This is a genomic window from Streptomyces sp. MGP-BFMKR1 (assembly GCF_057766585.1).
The window spans coordinates 6,952,870-6,967,930 of the sequence record NZ_CM173408.1 but is presented as its reverse complement, the minus strand read 5'-3'; the positions used below and the strand labels follow the sequence as shown (position 1 = coordinate 6,967,930).

Here is a 15,061-nt window from a genome sequence, read left to right as displayed (position 1 = left end):
GTGATAATCGACGTGAACAGTCGGCGCGACATGTGAACGCCCCTGCGCCCCGCTAGCTGGATCACGGCACGCAAGGCGCCGAATCGGCGGATTCCGATCGTGAATGTTCACGTAGGGCACCGGTGTGTGAATATCCGGCCTGACATGGCTCAGGGGAGGCATGCGATGCGACAGACCGCCGCACAGTCGGATGTGGCCGAGGCCGAGCTGGCCCAGGCCCTGCGCACCGGCCCGTTCCACCTCGCCCTACGCACCGCGCTCGCCGCGCGCGGGCTGGCGCTGCACCGCGTGCAGCACCGGCTGGCGCAGCGCGGCGTCAAGGTCGGCGTCACCAGCCTCAGCTACTGGCAGCAGGGCGCCAGGACCCCGCGCCGCGCGGAGTCGCTACGCGCCGTACGCGCCCTCGAAGACGTCCTGGACCTCCCCAGCCACGCCCTGACCCGACTCCTCGAACCGGCGCTGCGCCCCGAGGCCGAACGCCCCGCCGCCCGCTCCTACCGCACGCTGCACGAACAGGCCGAGTCCGTCGCCCTGTTGATCGCCGACCTCGGTTCCCCCCTCGACGGCGGCCTGCACACCGTCTGCCACCTGGAGCGCATCCACATCGGCGCCCGCCGGGAGCTGGCGGCCCGCGACTCACAGCACGTGGTCCGGGCGCACCGGGACGGCGTGGACCGGTACCTCGCCATCCACCAGGGCGACCACGGCTGCGAGCCCGGCCAGGTACGGGTGCGGGCCACGGACAACTGCCGCGTGGGCCGGCTGCGTTGGCACTCGGGAACGGGCGTGCTGGTCACCGAGTTGCTCTTCGACACCCGACTGCGCGCCGGCGACACGCACGTGTTCAGCTACGTCGTCGAGGACGGCACGGGCGGCCAGAGCACCGAGTACGTGCGGGGCTTCCCGTTCGCGGGCGGCCAGTACGTGCTCCAGGTCCGCTTCGACCCGGCCGCCCTGCCCGTACGGTGCCATCGCTTCGCGCAGGGCTCGGCGGGCGCGGCCCGCAGCGGTCAACGGGAACTCACCCTGAGCGGCCAACACCGCTCCGTCCACCTGGCCGAGCAGGGCGTCCGCCCCGGCATCCTGGGCATCGCCTGGGACTGGTCGTAACCCACGTCCCCGCGCCCGCCGCGTACGCTCGCGCCCGCTCGCACCGTCACGTCCGCTCGCACCGTCACGTACGCCCGCGGCCGGCGTGCGCCGGTGCTCCCGACTACCCGAAACCGGCCACGAAGCGCCGCTGCCACGGCGTCTCCACGGCCCGGGGCGCGTAGTGCCGCCGGACGTACGCCACGGCCTCGCGGGCGGGCACCCCGTCCAGTACGGCGAGGCAGGCCAGCGCGGTGCCGGTGCGGCCGACCCCGCCGCCGCACGCGACCTCGACGCGCTCGGCCTCGGCGCGCGCCCACGCCTGCCGCAGTGCCTGACCGAAGACCGCGCGGTCCGTCGGCAGCCAGAAGTCCGGCCAGCGCACCCACCGGGCCTCCCACGCGACGGGAGGCGGCCTACGGCCCCGCAGGTAGAGGGCGAAGTCCGGTCGCGGCCCGGCCGGCAGCGGATGCCGCAGCCCCCGTCCGCGCACGAGCCGGCCCGACGGCAGTCGCAGCACTCCGGCCGCCTCGGGCTCCCAGGTAGCGATCACACCGCGAGCCTAACTCCCCCGTCACCGCGGCGCCTTGCCCCAGCCCGCCGGCGTTCACTCACGGACGCCTCGCGTCGCCGCCGGCGGGGCCACGGGCGCTACGCCTTGGGGCCCGCCACCAGCTTCCCACCCTCCAGGCGCACCGGCACCGCGGGCAGCGGCGCGCCGGCCGGGCCGTCGAGCACCTTGCCCGTCACCGGGTCGAACCTGCTCCCGTGGCAAGGGCACTTGGCCTCGCCGTCCTCGATCTTGCTGAGCGTGCACCCCGAGTGCGTACAGACCGCGCTGCGCGCCGTGAACTGCCCCTTCGCCGGCTGCGCGACCAGCAGCCGGTCCTCGCGGTAGAGCTTCGTACCGCCCACCGGAACCGCGTCGGGAGCCCCCAGGTCCACCGGGGCGGTCGGCGTCGCCGGCCCGGGCCCGTCGGCGCCCGCCGAGCACGCGGCTGCGCCGAGCCCCGCGACCCCCGCCAGTGCCGCCCCTCGCAGCACGGTCCGACGGCTGGCGGGCTGGCAACTCATGGGAACTCCACGGGGATGTTTCAGGGAACTGGATCACGAAATGAGCACCGTCGACGATACCCGGCCGGAGCTGCGGGCCAGCGCCCACGCGAGCGTTTACGCACCCCGCTCTCGTACGGTAGCTTCGGCCCGGCCCCAGGCGCCGAGCGGCCCCCTCGCCCCGGTGATCGCACCGCCGATCGCGCTCCCGGTCCACGGCCCGGGCGGCGTGGCGAACCGGCCGCGGCACGCCCGTCGAAAGGCTCCGACGTGACGACCCTGCACGACGTGGCGCGCCACGCGGACGTCTCGGTGGTCACCGTCTCCCATGTGCTGCACGCGCCCCGGCTCGTACGCCCCGCCACCCGTGGGACCGTCCTCCGGGCCGTCGACGAGTCGGCTACCCGCCCAACGCCCTGGCCCGCTCCCTCGTCGCCTCCCGCACCCGCGCCGGACCCCTGACCGGGCACACCCCACCGTCCCGCGCGCCGCTGGCCGGCGCGCCCTCGCCTTGACCACCGCCTCACCCCACGGAAAGGACTCCCACCCGTGATCGTCGTCGCCGGAGAAGCCCTGATCGACCTCGTACCGAGCACCGCGACGCCTCCCGAGGCCGACGCACGGCTGACGCCGCTGGTCCCCCGCCGGGGCGGCGGGCCGTACAACACCGCCCTGGCCCTGGGCCGGCTGGGCTCCCCGACAGCGTTCTGCTCCCGTGTCTCCACCGATGGTTACGGGGGAGCCCTCCTCGACGCCCTGCACGCCGCCGGCGTCGACACCGCCCCCGTGCAGCGCGGCCCGGAGCCCACCACGCTGGCCGTGGCCGAGGTCAACGAGGAAGGCTCGGCCGGCTACGTCTTCTACGTCGAGGGCACGGCCGACCGACTCTTCGAACTCCCGGCTGCCCTGCCCCCCGGCACCACCGCGCTCTCGCTGGGCACGTGCTCACTCGTCCTGGAGCCGGGCGCCACCGCGTACGAGGCACTGCTGCGGCGGGAAGCGCGGCGCGGCGTGTTCACCGCGCTCGACCCGAACATCCGGGCCGACCTGATCGCGGACCCCGGCGCCTACCGGGCCCGCTTCGCCAGTTGGTTGCCGCACCTCAACCTCCTCAAGCTCTCGGTGGAGGACGCGACATGGCTCGCCGGTTCGCCCGACGTGGCCGCCGCCGCGCGGGGCTGGCTCGCGGCGGGCCCCGCGGCCGTCGTCGTCACGCATGGCGCGGACGGGCTCGGCGTCCACACACGGGACGCCGCCGAGTTGCGGGTGCCCGGGGTACGGATCGACGTGGTGGACACCATCGGGGCTGGCGACACGGTCAACGCCGCGCTCCTGCACCGGCTCGCCGCGCACGACGCGCTCTCCGGGGCCGCCGTGGCCAACCTCACGCCCGACACCTGGCGGGACATCCTCACCTTCGCCGCCCGCGCCTCGGCCCTCACCTGCTCCCGCGCCGGCGCGGAGCCCCCCTTCGCCGCCGAACTGGCCTGATCCCCAGCCCCTCCCCTGCGGCGCGGGGACGCGGCGGCTCGCCGCCAGGTCGCCGCCTGCACCGGTCATCGACCTGGCGCATGCGTGTACGTACGGCATGGGCGGGGCCGGGCCCGCCCATGCCCGGCCCCTCCGTGGCGGGGCCGGCCCACCTGCCGCGCGAGGCCACGCCCGGCGGGTAGGCGGGCGGGCGCGGCCTCGTGCGGTGCGCCCCCTAGCGCGCGGTCCGCTTCGTCGCGGTCTTCTTGGCCGTGGCCTTCTTCGCCGCGCCGGCCTTCTTCGCCGCCGTCGCCGACGCTGCCGCGGTCTTCTTCGCGGGCGCCGCCTTCTTCGCGGTTCGCTTCCGCGCCGGGGCCGCGTCCACGTCGCTGACCCGGTCGCCCAGCAGGTCCCGGAGGAACTTGCCGGTGTGGCTGGTCGGCACGGACGCCACCTGCTCCGGCGTGCCCTCCGCGACGACGAGCCCGCCGCCGCTGCCGCCCTCGGGGCCCATGTCCACGACCCAGTCGGCCGTCTTGATCACATCGAGGTTGTGCTCGATCACGATCACGGTGTTGCCCTTGTCGACCAACCCCGACAACACCCGGATCAGCTTGCTGATGTCCTCGAAGTGCAGCCCGGTGGTCGGCTCGTCCAGAACGTAGACCGTGCGACCCGTGGACCGCTTCTGCAGCTCGCTGGAGAGCTTGACGCGCTGGGCCTCGCCACCGGAGAGGGTCGGCGCGGACTGCCCGAGCCGCACATAGCCCAGTCCGACCTCGTTGAGCGTCCGCAGGTGGCGCGAGATGGCCGGCACGGCCTCGAAGAAGTCCAGGGCCTCCTCGATGGGCATGTCCAGCACCTCGGCGATGGACTTGCCCTTGTAGTGGACCTCCAGCGTCTCGCGGTTGTAGCGCGCGCCGTGGCAGACCTCGCACGGTACGTACACGTCCGGCAGGAAGTTCATCTCGATCTTGATGGTGCCGTCACCGGAGCAGTTCTCGCACCGGCCGCCCTTGACGTTGAACGAGAAGCGGCCCGGCAGATACCCGCGGACCTTGGCTTCCATGGTCTCCGCGAACAGCTTGCGGACGTGGTCGAAGACGCCGGTGTAGGTCGCCGGGTTGGAACGCGGGGTCCGACCGATCGGCGACTGGTCCACGTGCACGACCTTGTCGACCAGGTCGTCGCCGTCGACCCGGGTGTGCCGGCCCGGAACCGAGCGGGCTCCGTTGAGCTCGCGCGCCAGGTGCGTGTACAGGATGTCGTTGACCAGGGTCGACTTCCCCGATCCGGACACACCGGTGACCGCGGTCAGCACGCCCAGCGGGAACGACACGTCGATGTCCCGCAGGTTGTTCTCCCGCGCGCCGTGCACCGTCAACTGCCGGTCGCGGTCGACCGCGCGCCGCTGCTGCGGGGTCGGGATGGCCTTCTTGCCGGCCAGGTACTGCCCCGTCACCGAGGCGTCGTTGGCCAGCAGCTCGGCCAGCGGCCCGCTGTGCACGACCTTGCCGCCGTGCTCGCCCGCGCCCGGGCCGATGTCCACCACCCAGTCCGAGGTCTTGATGGTGTCCTCGTCGTGCTCCACGACGATCAACGTGTTGCCGAGGTCGCGCAGTCGCACCAGGGTCTCGATCAACCGGTGGTTGTCGCGCTGGTGCAGGCCGATGGAGGGCTCGTCCAGTACGTAGAGCACGCCGACGAGGCCGGAGCCGATCTGGGTGGCCAGCCGGATGCGCTGGGCCTCGCCGCCGGAGAGGGTGCCGGCGGCCCGGTTGAGCGAGAGGTAGTCGAGGCCCACGTCCACGAGGAAGCGCAGCCGCTCGTTGACCTCCTTGAGCACCCGCTCCGCGATGGTCTTCTCGCGGGCGCTCAGCTTGAGGGCGCGCAGGAACTCGGCGCACTCGCTGATCGACATCGCCGAGATGTCGGCGATGGACCGGTCCTGAACGGTCACCGCGAGGACGATGGGCTTGAGCCGCGTGCCCTCACAGGTCGGGCACGGCACCTCGCGCATGTAGCCCTCGAAGCGCTCCCGGCTGGCGTCGCTCTCGGCCTCGGAGTGGCGCCGCTTGACGAACGGCACCGCTCCCTCGAAGGCCGTGGTGTACGCGCGCTCGCGCCCGTACCGGTTGCGGTAGCGCACCTCGATCTGCGTCTTGTGCCCGTTGAGCAGGGCCTTCCTGGCCCGCTGCGGCAGCCCGGCCCACGGGATGTCGGTACGGAATCCCAGCGCGTCCGAGAGCGCGCCCACGAGGCGCGCGAAGTAGTCCTTGGTGTGGCCGTGCGACCACGGGTGGATCGCGCCCTCGTCCAGCGACTTCTCCTCGTCCGGAATGATCAGCTCCGGGTCGACCTCCATGCGGGTGCCGATGCCGGTGCAGTCCGGGCAGGCGCCGAAGGGCGAGTTGAAGGAGAAGGAACGCGGTTCGAGCTCCTCGAAGGACAGGTCGTCGTACGGGCAGTAGAGGTGCTCCGAAAACATCCGCTCGCGCTGCGGGTCGTCCTCGTCGAGGTCCACGAAGTCCAGGATGACCATGCCGCCGGAGAGCCCGAGGGCGGTCTCCACCGAGTCCGTCAGCCGCCGCTTGGCGCTCTCCTTGACGGTGAGGCGGTCCACCACCACCTCGATGGTGTGCTTCTCCTGCTTCTTGAGCTTCGGCGGCTCGGAGAGCTGCACCGTGGCCCCGTCCACCCGGGCCCGGCTGTATCCCTTGGTCTGGAGGTCGGAGAAGAGGTCGACGAACTCCCCCTTGCGCTCGCGCACCAGCGGGGACAGGACCTGGAAGCGGCTGCCCGGGGGCAGCTCCAGGACGCGGTCCACGATCGCCTGGGGCGACTGGCGGGCGATGGGACGGCCGCACTCCGGGCAGTGCGGCTTGCCGATCCGGGCGAACAGCAGACGGAGGTAGTCGTAGACCTCGGTGATGGTGCCGACCGTGGAGCGCGGGTTGCGCGAGGTGGACTTCTGGTCGATGGAGACAGCCGGCGAGAGACCTTCGATGAAGTCCACGTCGGGCTTGTCCATCTGGCCCAGGAACTGGCGTGCGTAGGAGGAGAGCGACTCGACGTACCGGCGCTGCCCCTCGGCGAAGATCGTGTCGAACGCGAGAGACGACTTGCCCGACCCCGAGAGCCCGGTGAAGACGATGAGGGAGTCACGCGGGAGGTCGAGCGAGACATTCTTGAGATTGTGCTCGCGAGCGCCACGGACGATGAGACGGTCGGCCACGCCGGTCGGCACCTTTCTTGAGAGAGGCGGAGCGGAGCGGTGCCCCGGAACCCAGGGTATGGGGGGCGCCCCAGAGAGATGGTGGTTCGATGCCACACACGAGCGTATAGCACGCACATTCGAATTACGGCGAGAGTCTGCCACCTTCACCCGATCGAGTGGCGCGCACTAACGTTGGATCATGACTGACTTCGCGCACGACGCGGCTGCCGTGCAGGCCGCCACCCATCGCCTGCTGACCGCGGTGACCCCACTGGACGATGCGGCAGCCGCCCGTCCGTCGCGGTTGCCGGGCTGGACCCGGGGCCACATCCTGGCCCACCTCGCCCGCAACGCCGACGCCATCGTGAACCTCCTCACCTGGGCGCGCACCGGTGAAGAGACTCCGATGTACGCCAACGACGAAGCGCGCAACGCCGACATCGCCCGCGATGCCGACCGTCCGATGGTCGTGCACCTCGACGACCTCCGTACCAGCGCGTTCCGCTTCAATTCAGCAGCCGCGGCCCTCACCAAGGACCGGTGGGACTACGTGGTCGCCATGCGCAACGCCGTCACCGAGCGCGCGGCCCGGCTCCCCTTCCGCCGCCTGATCGAGGTCGAGCTGCACCATGTCGACCTGGACATCGGCTACGAGCTCACCGACCTCCCGGCCGACTTCGTGCAGCGGGAGGTGGAATTCCTCACCAGCGGCAAGTTCGCCGGCCACGCGGACGTGCCCGCGCTGACGCTCACCGTTCCCGGCGGGCACACCTGGCACACCGGTCGTGCCGGAGAGGAGCCCACCACCGTCGAGGGTACGCCCGTCGCGCTGCTCGGCTGGCTCACCGGTCGCTCCGACGGCTCCGACCTCGCCGCGAACGCTCCGCTGCCCACCCTCCCGCCACTAGGCTGAGGCCATGACGTACAGCGGAGCGGTGGAGGTCGGTGGCCCCGCCGACGTGCACGAACTGACCGATCTCATGATCTCCAAGATCGCGGTCGGCCCGATGAACAACAACGCGTACCTGCTGCGCTGCCGGGCCACCGACGAGCAACTCCTCATCGACGCGGCCAACGACTCCGCACGCCTGCTCGACTTCATCGGCGACGACGGCATCGCCTCGGTCGTGACGACGCACCGACACGGCGACCACTGGCAGGCGCTGGACGAGGTGGTGCGGGCGACCGGAGCGCGCACCCACGCCGGCCGGCACGACGCCGAGGGCATCCCCGTCGCGACCGACGTCCTGGTGGACGACGGCGACACGATCCGGGTGGGGCGGGTCACGCTCACCGCGCGCCACCTGGTCGGACACACCCCGGGCAGCATCGCCCTGATCTACGACGACCCGCACGGGCACCCGCACGTCTTCACCGGGGACTGCCTCTTCCCCGGCGGCGTCGGCAACACCTGGGGCGAGGAGCGTTCGTTCGCGAGCCTCATCAACGACGTCGAGCGCAAGCTCTTCGACGTCCTGCCCGACGAGACCTGGGTCTACCCGGGCCACGGGGCGGACACCACGCTCGGCGCCGAGCGTCCACACCTCGGCGAGTGGCGGGAACGCGGCTGGTAGTCGGCTCGCCGCGGCGTCGCCCGCACAACGGTGCCCCTGACGTGGGACGTCAGGGGCACCGTCTTGTGTGCCGCCGCGCACGGCAGCTTCTCGCTCGATATCCGGAGGGGCGCCGAGCGACGCTTCGCCCGTAGCGCGCCCCTCCGGGTCGACCCGTCAGACGTCGACGCTGTCCTTCTCGGCGTCCGCTTGGGCCTGCTTCTTGGACGCGCGCAGGCTCGTGATCGTGGTGACGACGAGCACCGCGCAGATCACGCCGAGCGAGACCGGGATGCTGATCTCGGGAACGTGCACACCCGACTCGTGCAACGCGTGCAGCACCAGCTTCACGCCGATGAAGCCGAGGATGATCGACAGGCCGTACGAGAGGTGGACCAGCTTCTTCAGCAGGCCACCGATGAGGAAGTACAACTGCCGCAGCCCCATCAGGGCGAAGGCGTTCGCGGTGAACACGATGTACGGGTCCTGGGTGAGGCCGAAGATCGCGGGGATCGAGTCCAGGGCGAACAGGACGTCCGTCGTGCCGATCGCCAGCATCACGATCAGCATCGGCGTGATCAGCCGCTTGCCGTTCTGGACGATGAACAGCTTGGTGCCGTGGTACTGGTCGGTCGACGGGAAGCGCCGCTCCACGAGCTTCAGGAAGCGGTTCTCCTCGAACTCCTCGTCCTGCTCCTCGGCCCGCGCCTCCTGGATGAGCTTCCAGGCGGTCCAGATGAGGAAGGCGCCGAAGATGTAGAAGACCCAGGCGAAGTTGGCGATGATCGCGGCGCCCGCACCGATGAACACGGCGCGCAGCACCAGCGCGATGAGCACGCCGACCATCAGCACCCGCTGTTGGTATATCGACGGCACCGCGAACTTCGACATGATCAGGACGAAGACGAAGAGGTTGTCGACGCTCAGCGACTTCTCGGTGATGTAGCCCGCGGTGAACTCACCGGCCGGCTGGCCACCTCCGAACACCAACAGTCCGAGCGCGAAGAGACCGGCGAGGACGATCCACACCACGGTCCAGGTACCGGCCTCCTTGATGGAGACCTCGTGCGGTTTGCGGCCACCGATGAAGAAATCGATGGCGATCAGGGCGGACAGACCAACGATGGTCAGCACCCACAGGGTCAAGGAAACGTCCACTGCTCCTCCGGCAGATTGCGTACGGCAACTTTCAGCGTTGTCGCTGCCGGAGGTCTCTTCCGCCTGAGTCGGCAGCGCGTGCTGCCGACGGATCAGGCCGACGCCCCGGGACCGAGGTCCGTGATGACGGGAACGTCGCCGTAGGGAGTACTCCCCTCCGCACCAAGAGAGTACAGGGAAAGCCAAGGAATAGTAAAGAGAGTAAAGAGAGAGCTAAAAGCGCAGAACGCGGGGGCGCCCCGGCACCCTCGACCACCGGCTCGGGGTCGAGGCGCCGGGGCGCCCGTCGGCTGTCAGCGCGCGGCGGCCGTCAGGCCGTCAGTCCGCGATGTCGTGCTCCCCGTAGGACTCCCGGGCCCGGGTCACCTGGCTCAGCACGCGCGTCAGGACCTCGCTGCCCTGGGGCGCCAGCGACGGCTCGAACGTCCACGCGTGGCCGACCCAGGGATCGGCGAGGTGGTCGTCGGCTACCGGGGTGACCCGCAGCAGGGCGCGCCACAGCGGGTCGAGCACCGGCCCGTAGGCCCGCGCGTCCTCCCGGTCGGCCACCATCATCAGGTGCACCCCGACGGACGGCCCCTCGTCCGCGAGGTACCGCAACTGGTTCACCGCCCGGTCGTCGAACCCGTGCGGGAAGTCGTTGACGATCAGCAGTTGCTGGGCGGTGTCCAGGTCCCGTGGGAGGGCGTCGACGGCGCCGCTGCGCACCGCCATCTGCACCAGGTCGACCCGCTGGGTCAGCTTCGCCAGCACCGCCGCCACGCCCTGCGCCCCGAGCGCCGGCGCCTCGGGCAGCACGCCCGTGCTGGTCAGTGGGGTGAGCGCGGCGGCGCCCGCCCCCGCGGGGTCGATCACGTGCACCGTGAACTCGCCCACCGGGTAGACGGCGATCAACCGTGCCGCGTGCGCCACGGCGCTCTCCATGGCGAGCCGGCGCATCTCCGTGGGGTCCACCATGGCCGCGTCCGAGGACCCGCCACGCCCGCTGTCCACCCACAGCCCGCGCTCCAACGGCAGCCGGACGATCATGGGTATGCGCAGGTCCGTGCGCTCGGGCAGGTGCAGATCGCCCAGGCGCAGCGCCATGGGCATCTCCATCGGCACCTCGTACGCCTGCCACACCGGGCTGCTCCAGCGGGCGTAGGCCGGCGGTAGTGCCGGCTCGACCACCTCGGCCTCGGCGACGAGCTGGGCCAGGTCGCGGTCCAGCACGGCCCGGGCCTGCTCCACGAGTCGCGTGTGCTTGTCGCGCGCCTCGGTGCGCGCGGCGTCCGCGAGCGGCCCGACACGCGTCCGCGGGTCGGAGAGGACCGCGTCGAGCTCCTTCTCCATCCGCGAGTCCGCGAAGTCGACCGCGCTGCGATAGGCGGCCGTGCTCCGCGCCAGGTCCTCGAACATGCCCCAGACCTGGTTGTACAGCCGCTCCTCCATCGTCCAGCCCGCGGCGTCGCCCGCCACGGGTCGCGGCGGCTGGCCCTGCGGACCGGGCTGCGGGGCGGCCGGGGGCGGGGTCGGCGCGGTGGTCCGTCGGCCCGGGTGCTGGTAGTTCACCGGGCCGCCGGGTTGCGTGGCCGAGGCGTCCGCGCCGCCCGGGTCCGGTGCGCCGATCGGGGCGGGAGCCGCGCCGGCCGCCGCGGGGCCGGGCGCGCTCGCGCCCTGCGGCGGCTCTCCCCCCGTGGTGGCCGTCCGCACCCGGCCGTCGCCGCCGTTGGTCCGCGCCGGCGGCGTGAGCGACCTGGCCATGCCGCGCGCCACCGCGTCGTTGATCTCCGTGGCCAGCGTGGCCGCTTCGGGCAGCCCTTGGTCGTGGAGCATGGCCGCGAGGCCGCCCGCGTACCCCTGGCCGACGGCTCGGACCTTCCAGGCCCCGTTCCTGCGGTAGAGCTCCAGCGCCGTGACGGCGGACTCCGCGTCGAGGTCGGTGATGGTGAACGTGGCGATCTCGTCCCCGTCGAGGTCGGTCACCGCGACGAACGGGGCGGCCAGGCCGCCGAACCGCACCGGCCCGCCCACCCCGGTGGGCAGCGCGAGCAGCACGGTGACCGTGTGGACGGCCTCCGGCATCGCGCCGAGATCGACCGCGAGGCGGTGGTCGGCCGCGGCCTGCCGGGACACCTCGAGCCCCGGCATCTGCGGAGCGGCGGGATGCGCGACCCAGTCGGCGCTCCGCACCTTTCCCTGGTCGTCTCCGAGTGTCGCTCCGGCGACGACGGGCTTGCCCGCCGCTATCCGGACCTCCAAACGGGTCTGAGGCAGCGGGTGGTTCTGCCCCCGGACCAGCTCGGCCGTCATCACTGCGCCCTCTCGTTGGTGGTGTGCTGGGTGCGCCGAATCGCCGTGACGCGCGGTCGGCCTGGCTGTCGTACGGGTGGGGCGGCGGGACCGGGCTGACGCGACGGGGTCCCGCGTACTCGGATGCCGCGTGCTCGGGGGCCGGCTGTCGTACGCGCCGGTCGCCGCTGCCCGCCCGCGGCTCGGCCGCGCGGTGCGCGGCAGGTCCGGGTACGCGCCGCGCCCCGTGCCCTCCCGGTCGAGCGGCCGGGTCGGCAGGGGCGCGCGGCGATCGGGCGTACCCGGTGCCGGTCCTTACAGGTGCGGGACGATCGACGGCATCAGGTCCTGGAACGTACGGCCGTTGGCCGGCGTGCCGAGGGCCGTCATCTGCCAGCCGCTGCCCGCGCGGTGTACCTTCGCCATGATCTGGGCCGTGTACTGCCCGCCGCCCGTGAGCGTGTAGCGCGCCATCTCCTGGCCGTTGGTCTCGTCCACCAGGCGGCAGAAGGCGTTGGCGACCTCGGCGAAGGTCTGGCCGGTGAAGGAGTTGACGGTGAACACGATCTGGTCGATGTGCACCGGAACCCGCTGCAGGTCGACCAGGATCGACTCGTCGTCGCCGCCCTGCCCCGCGCCGCCGACGAGGTTGTCGCCGGTGTGCCGGACCGAACCGTCGTCGCTCGTCAGGTGCCGGAAGAACACCACGTCCACCGGCTGCTTGTCCGCGAAGAGCACGGCCGACGCGTCGAGGTCGACCTCCTTGGTCCGCGACCCGAACAGGCCACGGCGGGGCGCGGACTGCCAACCCAGGCCCATCCGAACGGCGGTCAGAGTGGCGCCGTCGGCCTTCTGAAGGCTGATGGCCTGGCCCTTGGACATGTTGACCGTCACGCGCTGTACCTCTCTCGCTGCTTCCCCGGCCGCCCGTCTGTACGGCCTGCTTGAACCCTATGCACTGCGCCCGCGGCTCTGACCACCCGCGTACGGCTTTGTGTCGCTCTTGCAACACACCGTCGGCGCCGTCCCCTCGCCGGCCGTCTCCGGACGCGCTGGGGGCGCAATCGGCCCGCCTCCCCCGTCAGGCCAGCCCGGCCTCACGCATCTGGCGCAGCTCCTTCTTCAGCTCGCCCACCTCGTCGCGCAGCCGCGCCGCGATCTCGAACTGGAGGTCCGCCGCGGCGGCTCGCATGCGCTCGGTCATCTCCTCGATGATCTCGGCGAGTTCGGCCGCCGGGCGGTCCGTCGGCGTGGCGTCCTTGCCCTTGGCGGCCTTGCCGCGCGGGGACTGCTTGGCCAGCGCGGGCACGGGGGCCTTGCCCTTGCCCTTGTCGGGCTGGCGGTAGCCGGTGCCGAGCAGTTCCTCGGTGTCGACCTCCTCGCGGGCGATGGTCGCGACGATGTCGTTGATCTTCTTGCGGAGCGGCTGCGGGTCGATGCCGCGCTCCGTGTTGTAGGCGATCTGCTTCTCGCGGCGCCGGTTGGTCTCCTCGATGGCCATGGCCATGGCGCGGGTGACCTTGTCGGCGTACATGTGCACCTGGCCCGAGACGTTGCGCGCCGCGCGGCCGATGGTCTGGATCAGCGACGTCCCCGAGCGGAGGAAGCCCTCCTTGTCGGCGTCGAGGATGGCCACCAGGGAGACCTCGGGCAGGTCGAGGCCCTCGCGCAGGAGGTTGATGCCCACCAGCACGTCGTACTCGCCGGCGCGCAGTTCGCGCAGCAGCTCGACGCGGCGCAGCGTGTCGACGTCGCTGTGCAGGTACCGGACCTGGATGCCCAGCTCGACCATGTAGTCGGTGAGGTCCTCGGCCATCTTCTTGGTCAGCGTGGTGACCAGGACGCGCTCGTCCTTCTCGGTGCGCAGACGGATCTCGTGGATCAGGTCGTCGATCTGGCCCTCGGTGGGCTTGACCACGACCTCGGGGTCCACCAGGCCGGTGGGGCGGATGATCTGCTCCACGAACCCGTCGCCACGGGCGAGTTCGTACTTGCCGGGGGTGGCCGAGAGGTAGACGGTCTGCCCGATGCGGGTCAGGAACTCCTCCCACTTGAGCGGGCGGTTGTCCATGGCGGACGGGAGCCGGAAGCCGTGTTCGACCAGGGTGCGCTTGCGGGAGGCGTCGCCCTCGTACATGGCACCGATCTGCGGAACGGTGACGTGCGACTCGTCGATGACCAGGAGGAAGTCCTCCGGGAAGAAGTCGAGCAGCGTGTGCGGCGCGGAGCCGGGTTCGCGACCGTCGATGTGCAGCGAGTAGTTCTCGATGCCCGAGCAGGTGCCGATCTGGCGCATCATCTCGATGTCGTACGTGGTACGCATCCGCAGCCGCTGGGCCTCCAGCAGCTTGCCCTGCTTCTCCATCCGGGCGAGCGTGTCGGTCAGCTCGGCCTCGATGCGGGTGATGGCCTTCTCCATGCGCTCGGCGCCCGCCACGTAGTGGCTCGCCGGGAAGACGTGGAGCTCCTGGTCCTCGGAGATCACCTCGCCGGTCAGCGGGTGCAGCGTGGACAGCGCCTCGATCTCGTCGCCGAACATCTCGATGCGGACGGCCAACTCCTCGTAGACCGGGAAGATCTCGATGGTGTCGCCGCGCACCCGGAAGGTGCCCCGGGTGAACGCCATGTCGTTGCGCGTGTAGTGGATGTCCACGAAGCGCCGCAGGAGGCGGTCGCGGTCGACCTCGTCGCCGAGCTTGAGGTGGACCATGCCCTTCACGTACTCCTGCGGCGTGCCCAGGCCGTAGATGCAGGAGACGGAGGCCACGACGACCACGTCACGACGGGTGAGGAGCGAGTTGGTCGCGGAGTGGCGCAGTCGCTCGACCTCCTCGTTGATCGAGGAGTCCTTCTCGATGTAGGTGTCCGACTGCGGTACGTACGCCTCCGGCTGGTAGTAGTCGTAGTACGAGACGAAGTACTCCACCGCGTTGTTCGGCAGCAGCTCGCGGAACTCGTTGGCGAGCTGGGCCGCCAGGGTCTTGTTCGGCGCCATGACCAGCGTGGGCCGCTGCAGCTTCTCGATCATCCACGCGGTGGTGGCCGACTTGCCCGTACCGGTCGCGCCGAGCAGGACGACATCCTTCTCACCCGCTCGGATGCGCCGCTCGAGCTCGGCGATCGCCGCCGGCTGGTCGCCGCTCGGCTGGTAGGGGCTGACGACCTCGAAAGGCGCCACCTTGCGTTGGATCTGGGATACGGGCCGCATGGAACTACCGTACGGCTCACCACTGACAACGGCCTCGGCACA

General features: G+C 71.3%; 12 protein-coding genes. 5 read left to right on the top strand and 7 right to left on the bottom strand.

Going from position 1 to position 15,061, the window contains the following annotated elements; translation table 11 throughout:
- The first annotated feature begins 165 nt into the window (after positions 1 to 165).
- Positions 166 to 1,110, top strand: coding sequence for a hypothetical protein (locus AC3CHW_RS27920; protein WP_176161046.1), 945 nt, complete (start codon positions 166 to 168; stop codon positions 1,108 to 1,110).
- Positions 1,111 to 1,213: 103 nt separating this feature from the next.
- On the opposite strand, the gene AC3CHW_RS27915 is transcribed toward AC3CHW_RS27920, so the two are convergent.
- Complete coding sequence (locus AC3CHW_RS27915) at positions 1,214 to 1,642, bottom strand: protein-tyrosine phosphatase family protein (RefSeq protein ID WP_381164233.1); 429 nt, start codon at positions 1,640 to 1,642, stop codon at positions 1,214 to 1,216.
- A 98-nt stretch (positions 1,643 to 1,740) separates the two neighbouring features.
- A complete protein-coding gene (locus AC3CHW_RS27910; protein ID WP_398609839.1) occupies positions 1,741 to 2,163 on the bottom strand; it encodes a Rieske (2Fe-2S) protein in 423 nt (140 codons plus the stop codon).
- A 249-nt stretch (positions 2,164 to 2,412) separates the two neighbouring features.
- Between AC3CHW_RS27910 and AC3CHW_RS27905 the strand changes: the two genes are divergently transcribed.
- Both AC3CHW_RS27905 and AC3CHW_RS27900 read left to right on the top strand, forming a co-directional pair.
- Entirely contained in the window at positions 2,413 to 2,604 is a 192-nt protein-coding gene (locus tag AC3CHW_RS27905) for a LacI family DNA-binding transcriptional regulator (RefSeq protein WP_488468292.1), read from the top strand.
- An 87-nt stretch (positions 2,605 to 2,691) separates the two neighbouring features.
- Positions 2,692 to 3,633, top strand: a complete 942-nt coding sequence (locus tag AC3CHW_RS27900) for a carbohydrate kinase family protein (protein ID WP_488468291.1) — start codon at positions 2,692 to 2,694, stop codon at positions 3,631 to 3,633.
- Positions 3,634 to 3,847: 214 nt separating this feature from the next.
- Here the strand turns inward: AC3CHW_RS27900 and uvrA are convergent, their stop codons facing one another.
- Positions 3,848 to 6,847: an excinuclease ABC subunit UvrA gene (gene uvrA, locus AC3CHW_RS27895; protein WP_488468290.1), complete on the bottom strand. Its 3,000-nt coding sequence runs from the start codon at positions 6,845 to 6,847 to the stop codon at positions 3,848 to 3,850.
- A gap of 181 nt (positions 6,848 to 7,028) precedes the next feature.
- On the opposite strand from uvrA, the gene AC3CHW_RS27890 reads away from it, so the two are divergent.
- Positions 7,029 to 7,742, top strand: a complete 714-nt coding sequence (locus AC3CHW_RS27890) for a maleylpyruvate isomerase family mycothiol-dependent enzyme (RefSeq protein WP_488468289.1) — start codon at positions 7,029 to 7,031, stop codon at positions 7,740 to 7,742.
- Positions 7,743 to 7,746: 4 nt separating this feature from the next.
- The gene (locus tag AC3CHW_RS27885) at positions 7,747 to 8,403 is read left to right on the top strand and encodes an MBL fold metallo-hydrolase (RefSeq protein WP_459247089.1); all 657 of its coding nucleotides are present in this window, start codon (positions 7,747 to 7,749) and stop codon (positions 8,401 to 8,403) included.
- Between the two features lie 156 nt (positions 8,404 to 8,559).
- Here AC3CHW_RS27885 and AC3CHW_RS27880 read toward each other — a convergent pair whose 3' ends face one another.
- The 4 genes from AC3CHW_RS27880 to uvrB form a co-directional block, all read right to left on the bottom strand.
- Positions 8,560 to 9,540 (bottom strand): TerC family protein, encoded by a 981-nt coding sequence (locus tag AC3CHW_RS27880; protein WP_488468288.1) that lies wholly within the window; start codon positions 9,538 to 9,540, stop codon positions 8,560 to 8,562.
- A 318-nt stretch (positions 9,541 to 9,858) separates the two neighbouring features.
- A complete protein-coding gene (locus AC3CHW_RS27875; protein ID WP_488468287.1) occupies positions 9,859 to 11,832 on the bottom strand; it encodes a TerD family protein in 1,974 nt (657 codons plus the stop codon).
- A 294-nt stretch (positions 11,833 to 12,126) separates the two neighbouring features.
- Complete coding sequence (locus AC3CHW_RS27870; RefSeq protein WP_176161055.1) at positions 12,127 to 12,705, bottom strand: TerD family protein; 579 nt, start codon at positions 12,703 to 12,705, stop codon at positions 12,127 to 12,129.
- A gap of 187 nt (positions 12,706 to 12,892) precedes the next feature.
- A complete protein-coding gene (gene uvrB / locus AC3CHW_RS27865) occupies positions 12,893 to 15,019 on the bottom strand; it encodes an excinuclease ABC subunit UvrB (RefSeq protein ID WP_459247087.1) in 2,127 nt (708 codons plus the stop codon).
- Positions 15,020 to 15,061 lie beyond the last annotated feature (42 nt).

Excerpts from the sequence above, each read along its gene's own strand:
- AC3CHW_RS27920 (WP_176161046.1), top strand. The coding sequence starts at position 166 with ATGCGACAGACCGCCGCACAGTCGGATGTGGCCGAGGCCGAGCTGGCC.
- AC3CHW_RS27910 (WP_398609839.1), bottom strand. The coding sequence starts at position 2,163 with ATGAGTTGCCAGCCCGCCAGCCGTCGGACCGTGCTGCGAGGGGCGGCA.
- AC3CHW_RS27890 (WP_488468289.1), top strand. The coding sequence starts at position 7,029 with ATGACTGACTTCGCGCACGACGCGGCTGCCGTGCAGGCCGCCACCCAT.
- AC3CHW_RS27885 (WP_459247089.1), top strand. The coding sequence starts at position 7,747 with ATGACGTACAGCGGAGCGGTGGAGGTCGGTGGCCCCGCCGACGTGCAC.
- AC3CHW_RS27875 (WP_488468287.1), bottom strand. The coding sequence starts at position 11,832 with ATGACGGCCGAGCTGGTCCGGGGGCAGAACCACCCGCTGCCTCAGACC.
- uvrB (WP_459247087.1), bottom strand. The coding sequence starts at position 15,019 with ATGCGGCCCGTATCCCAGATCCAACGCAAGGTGGCGCCTTTCGAGGTC.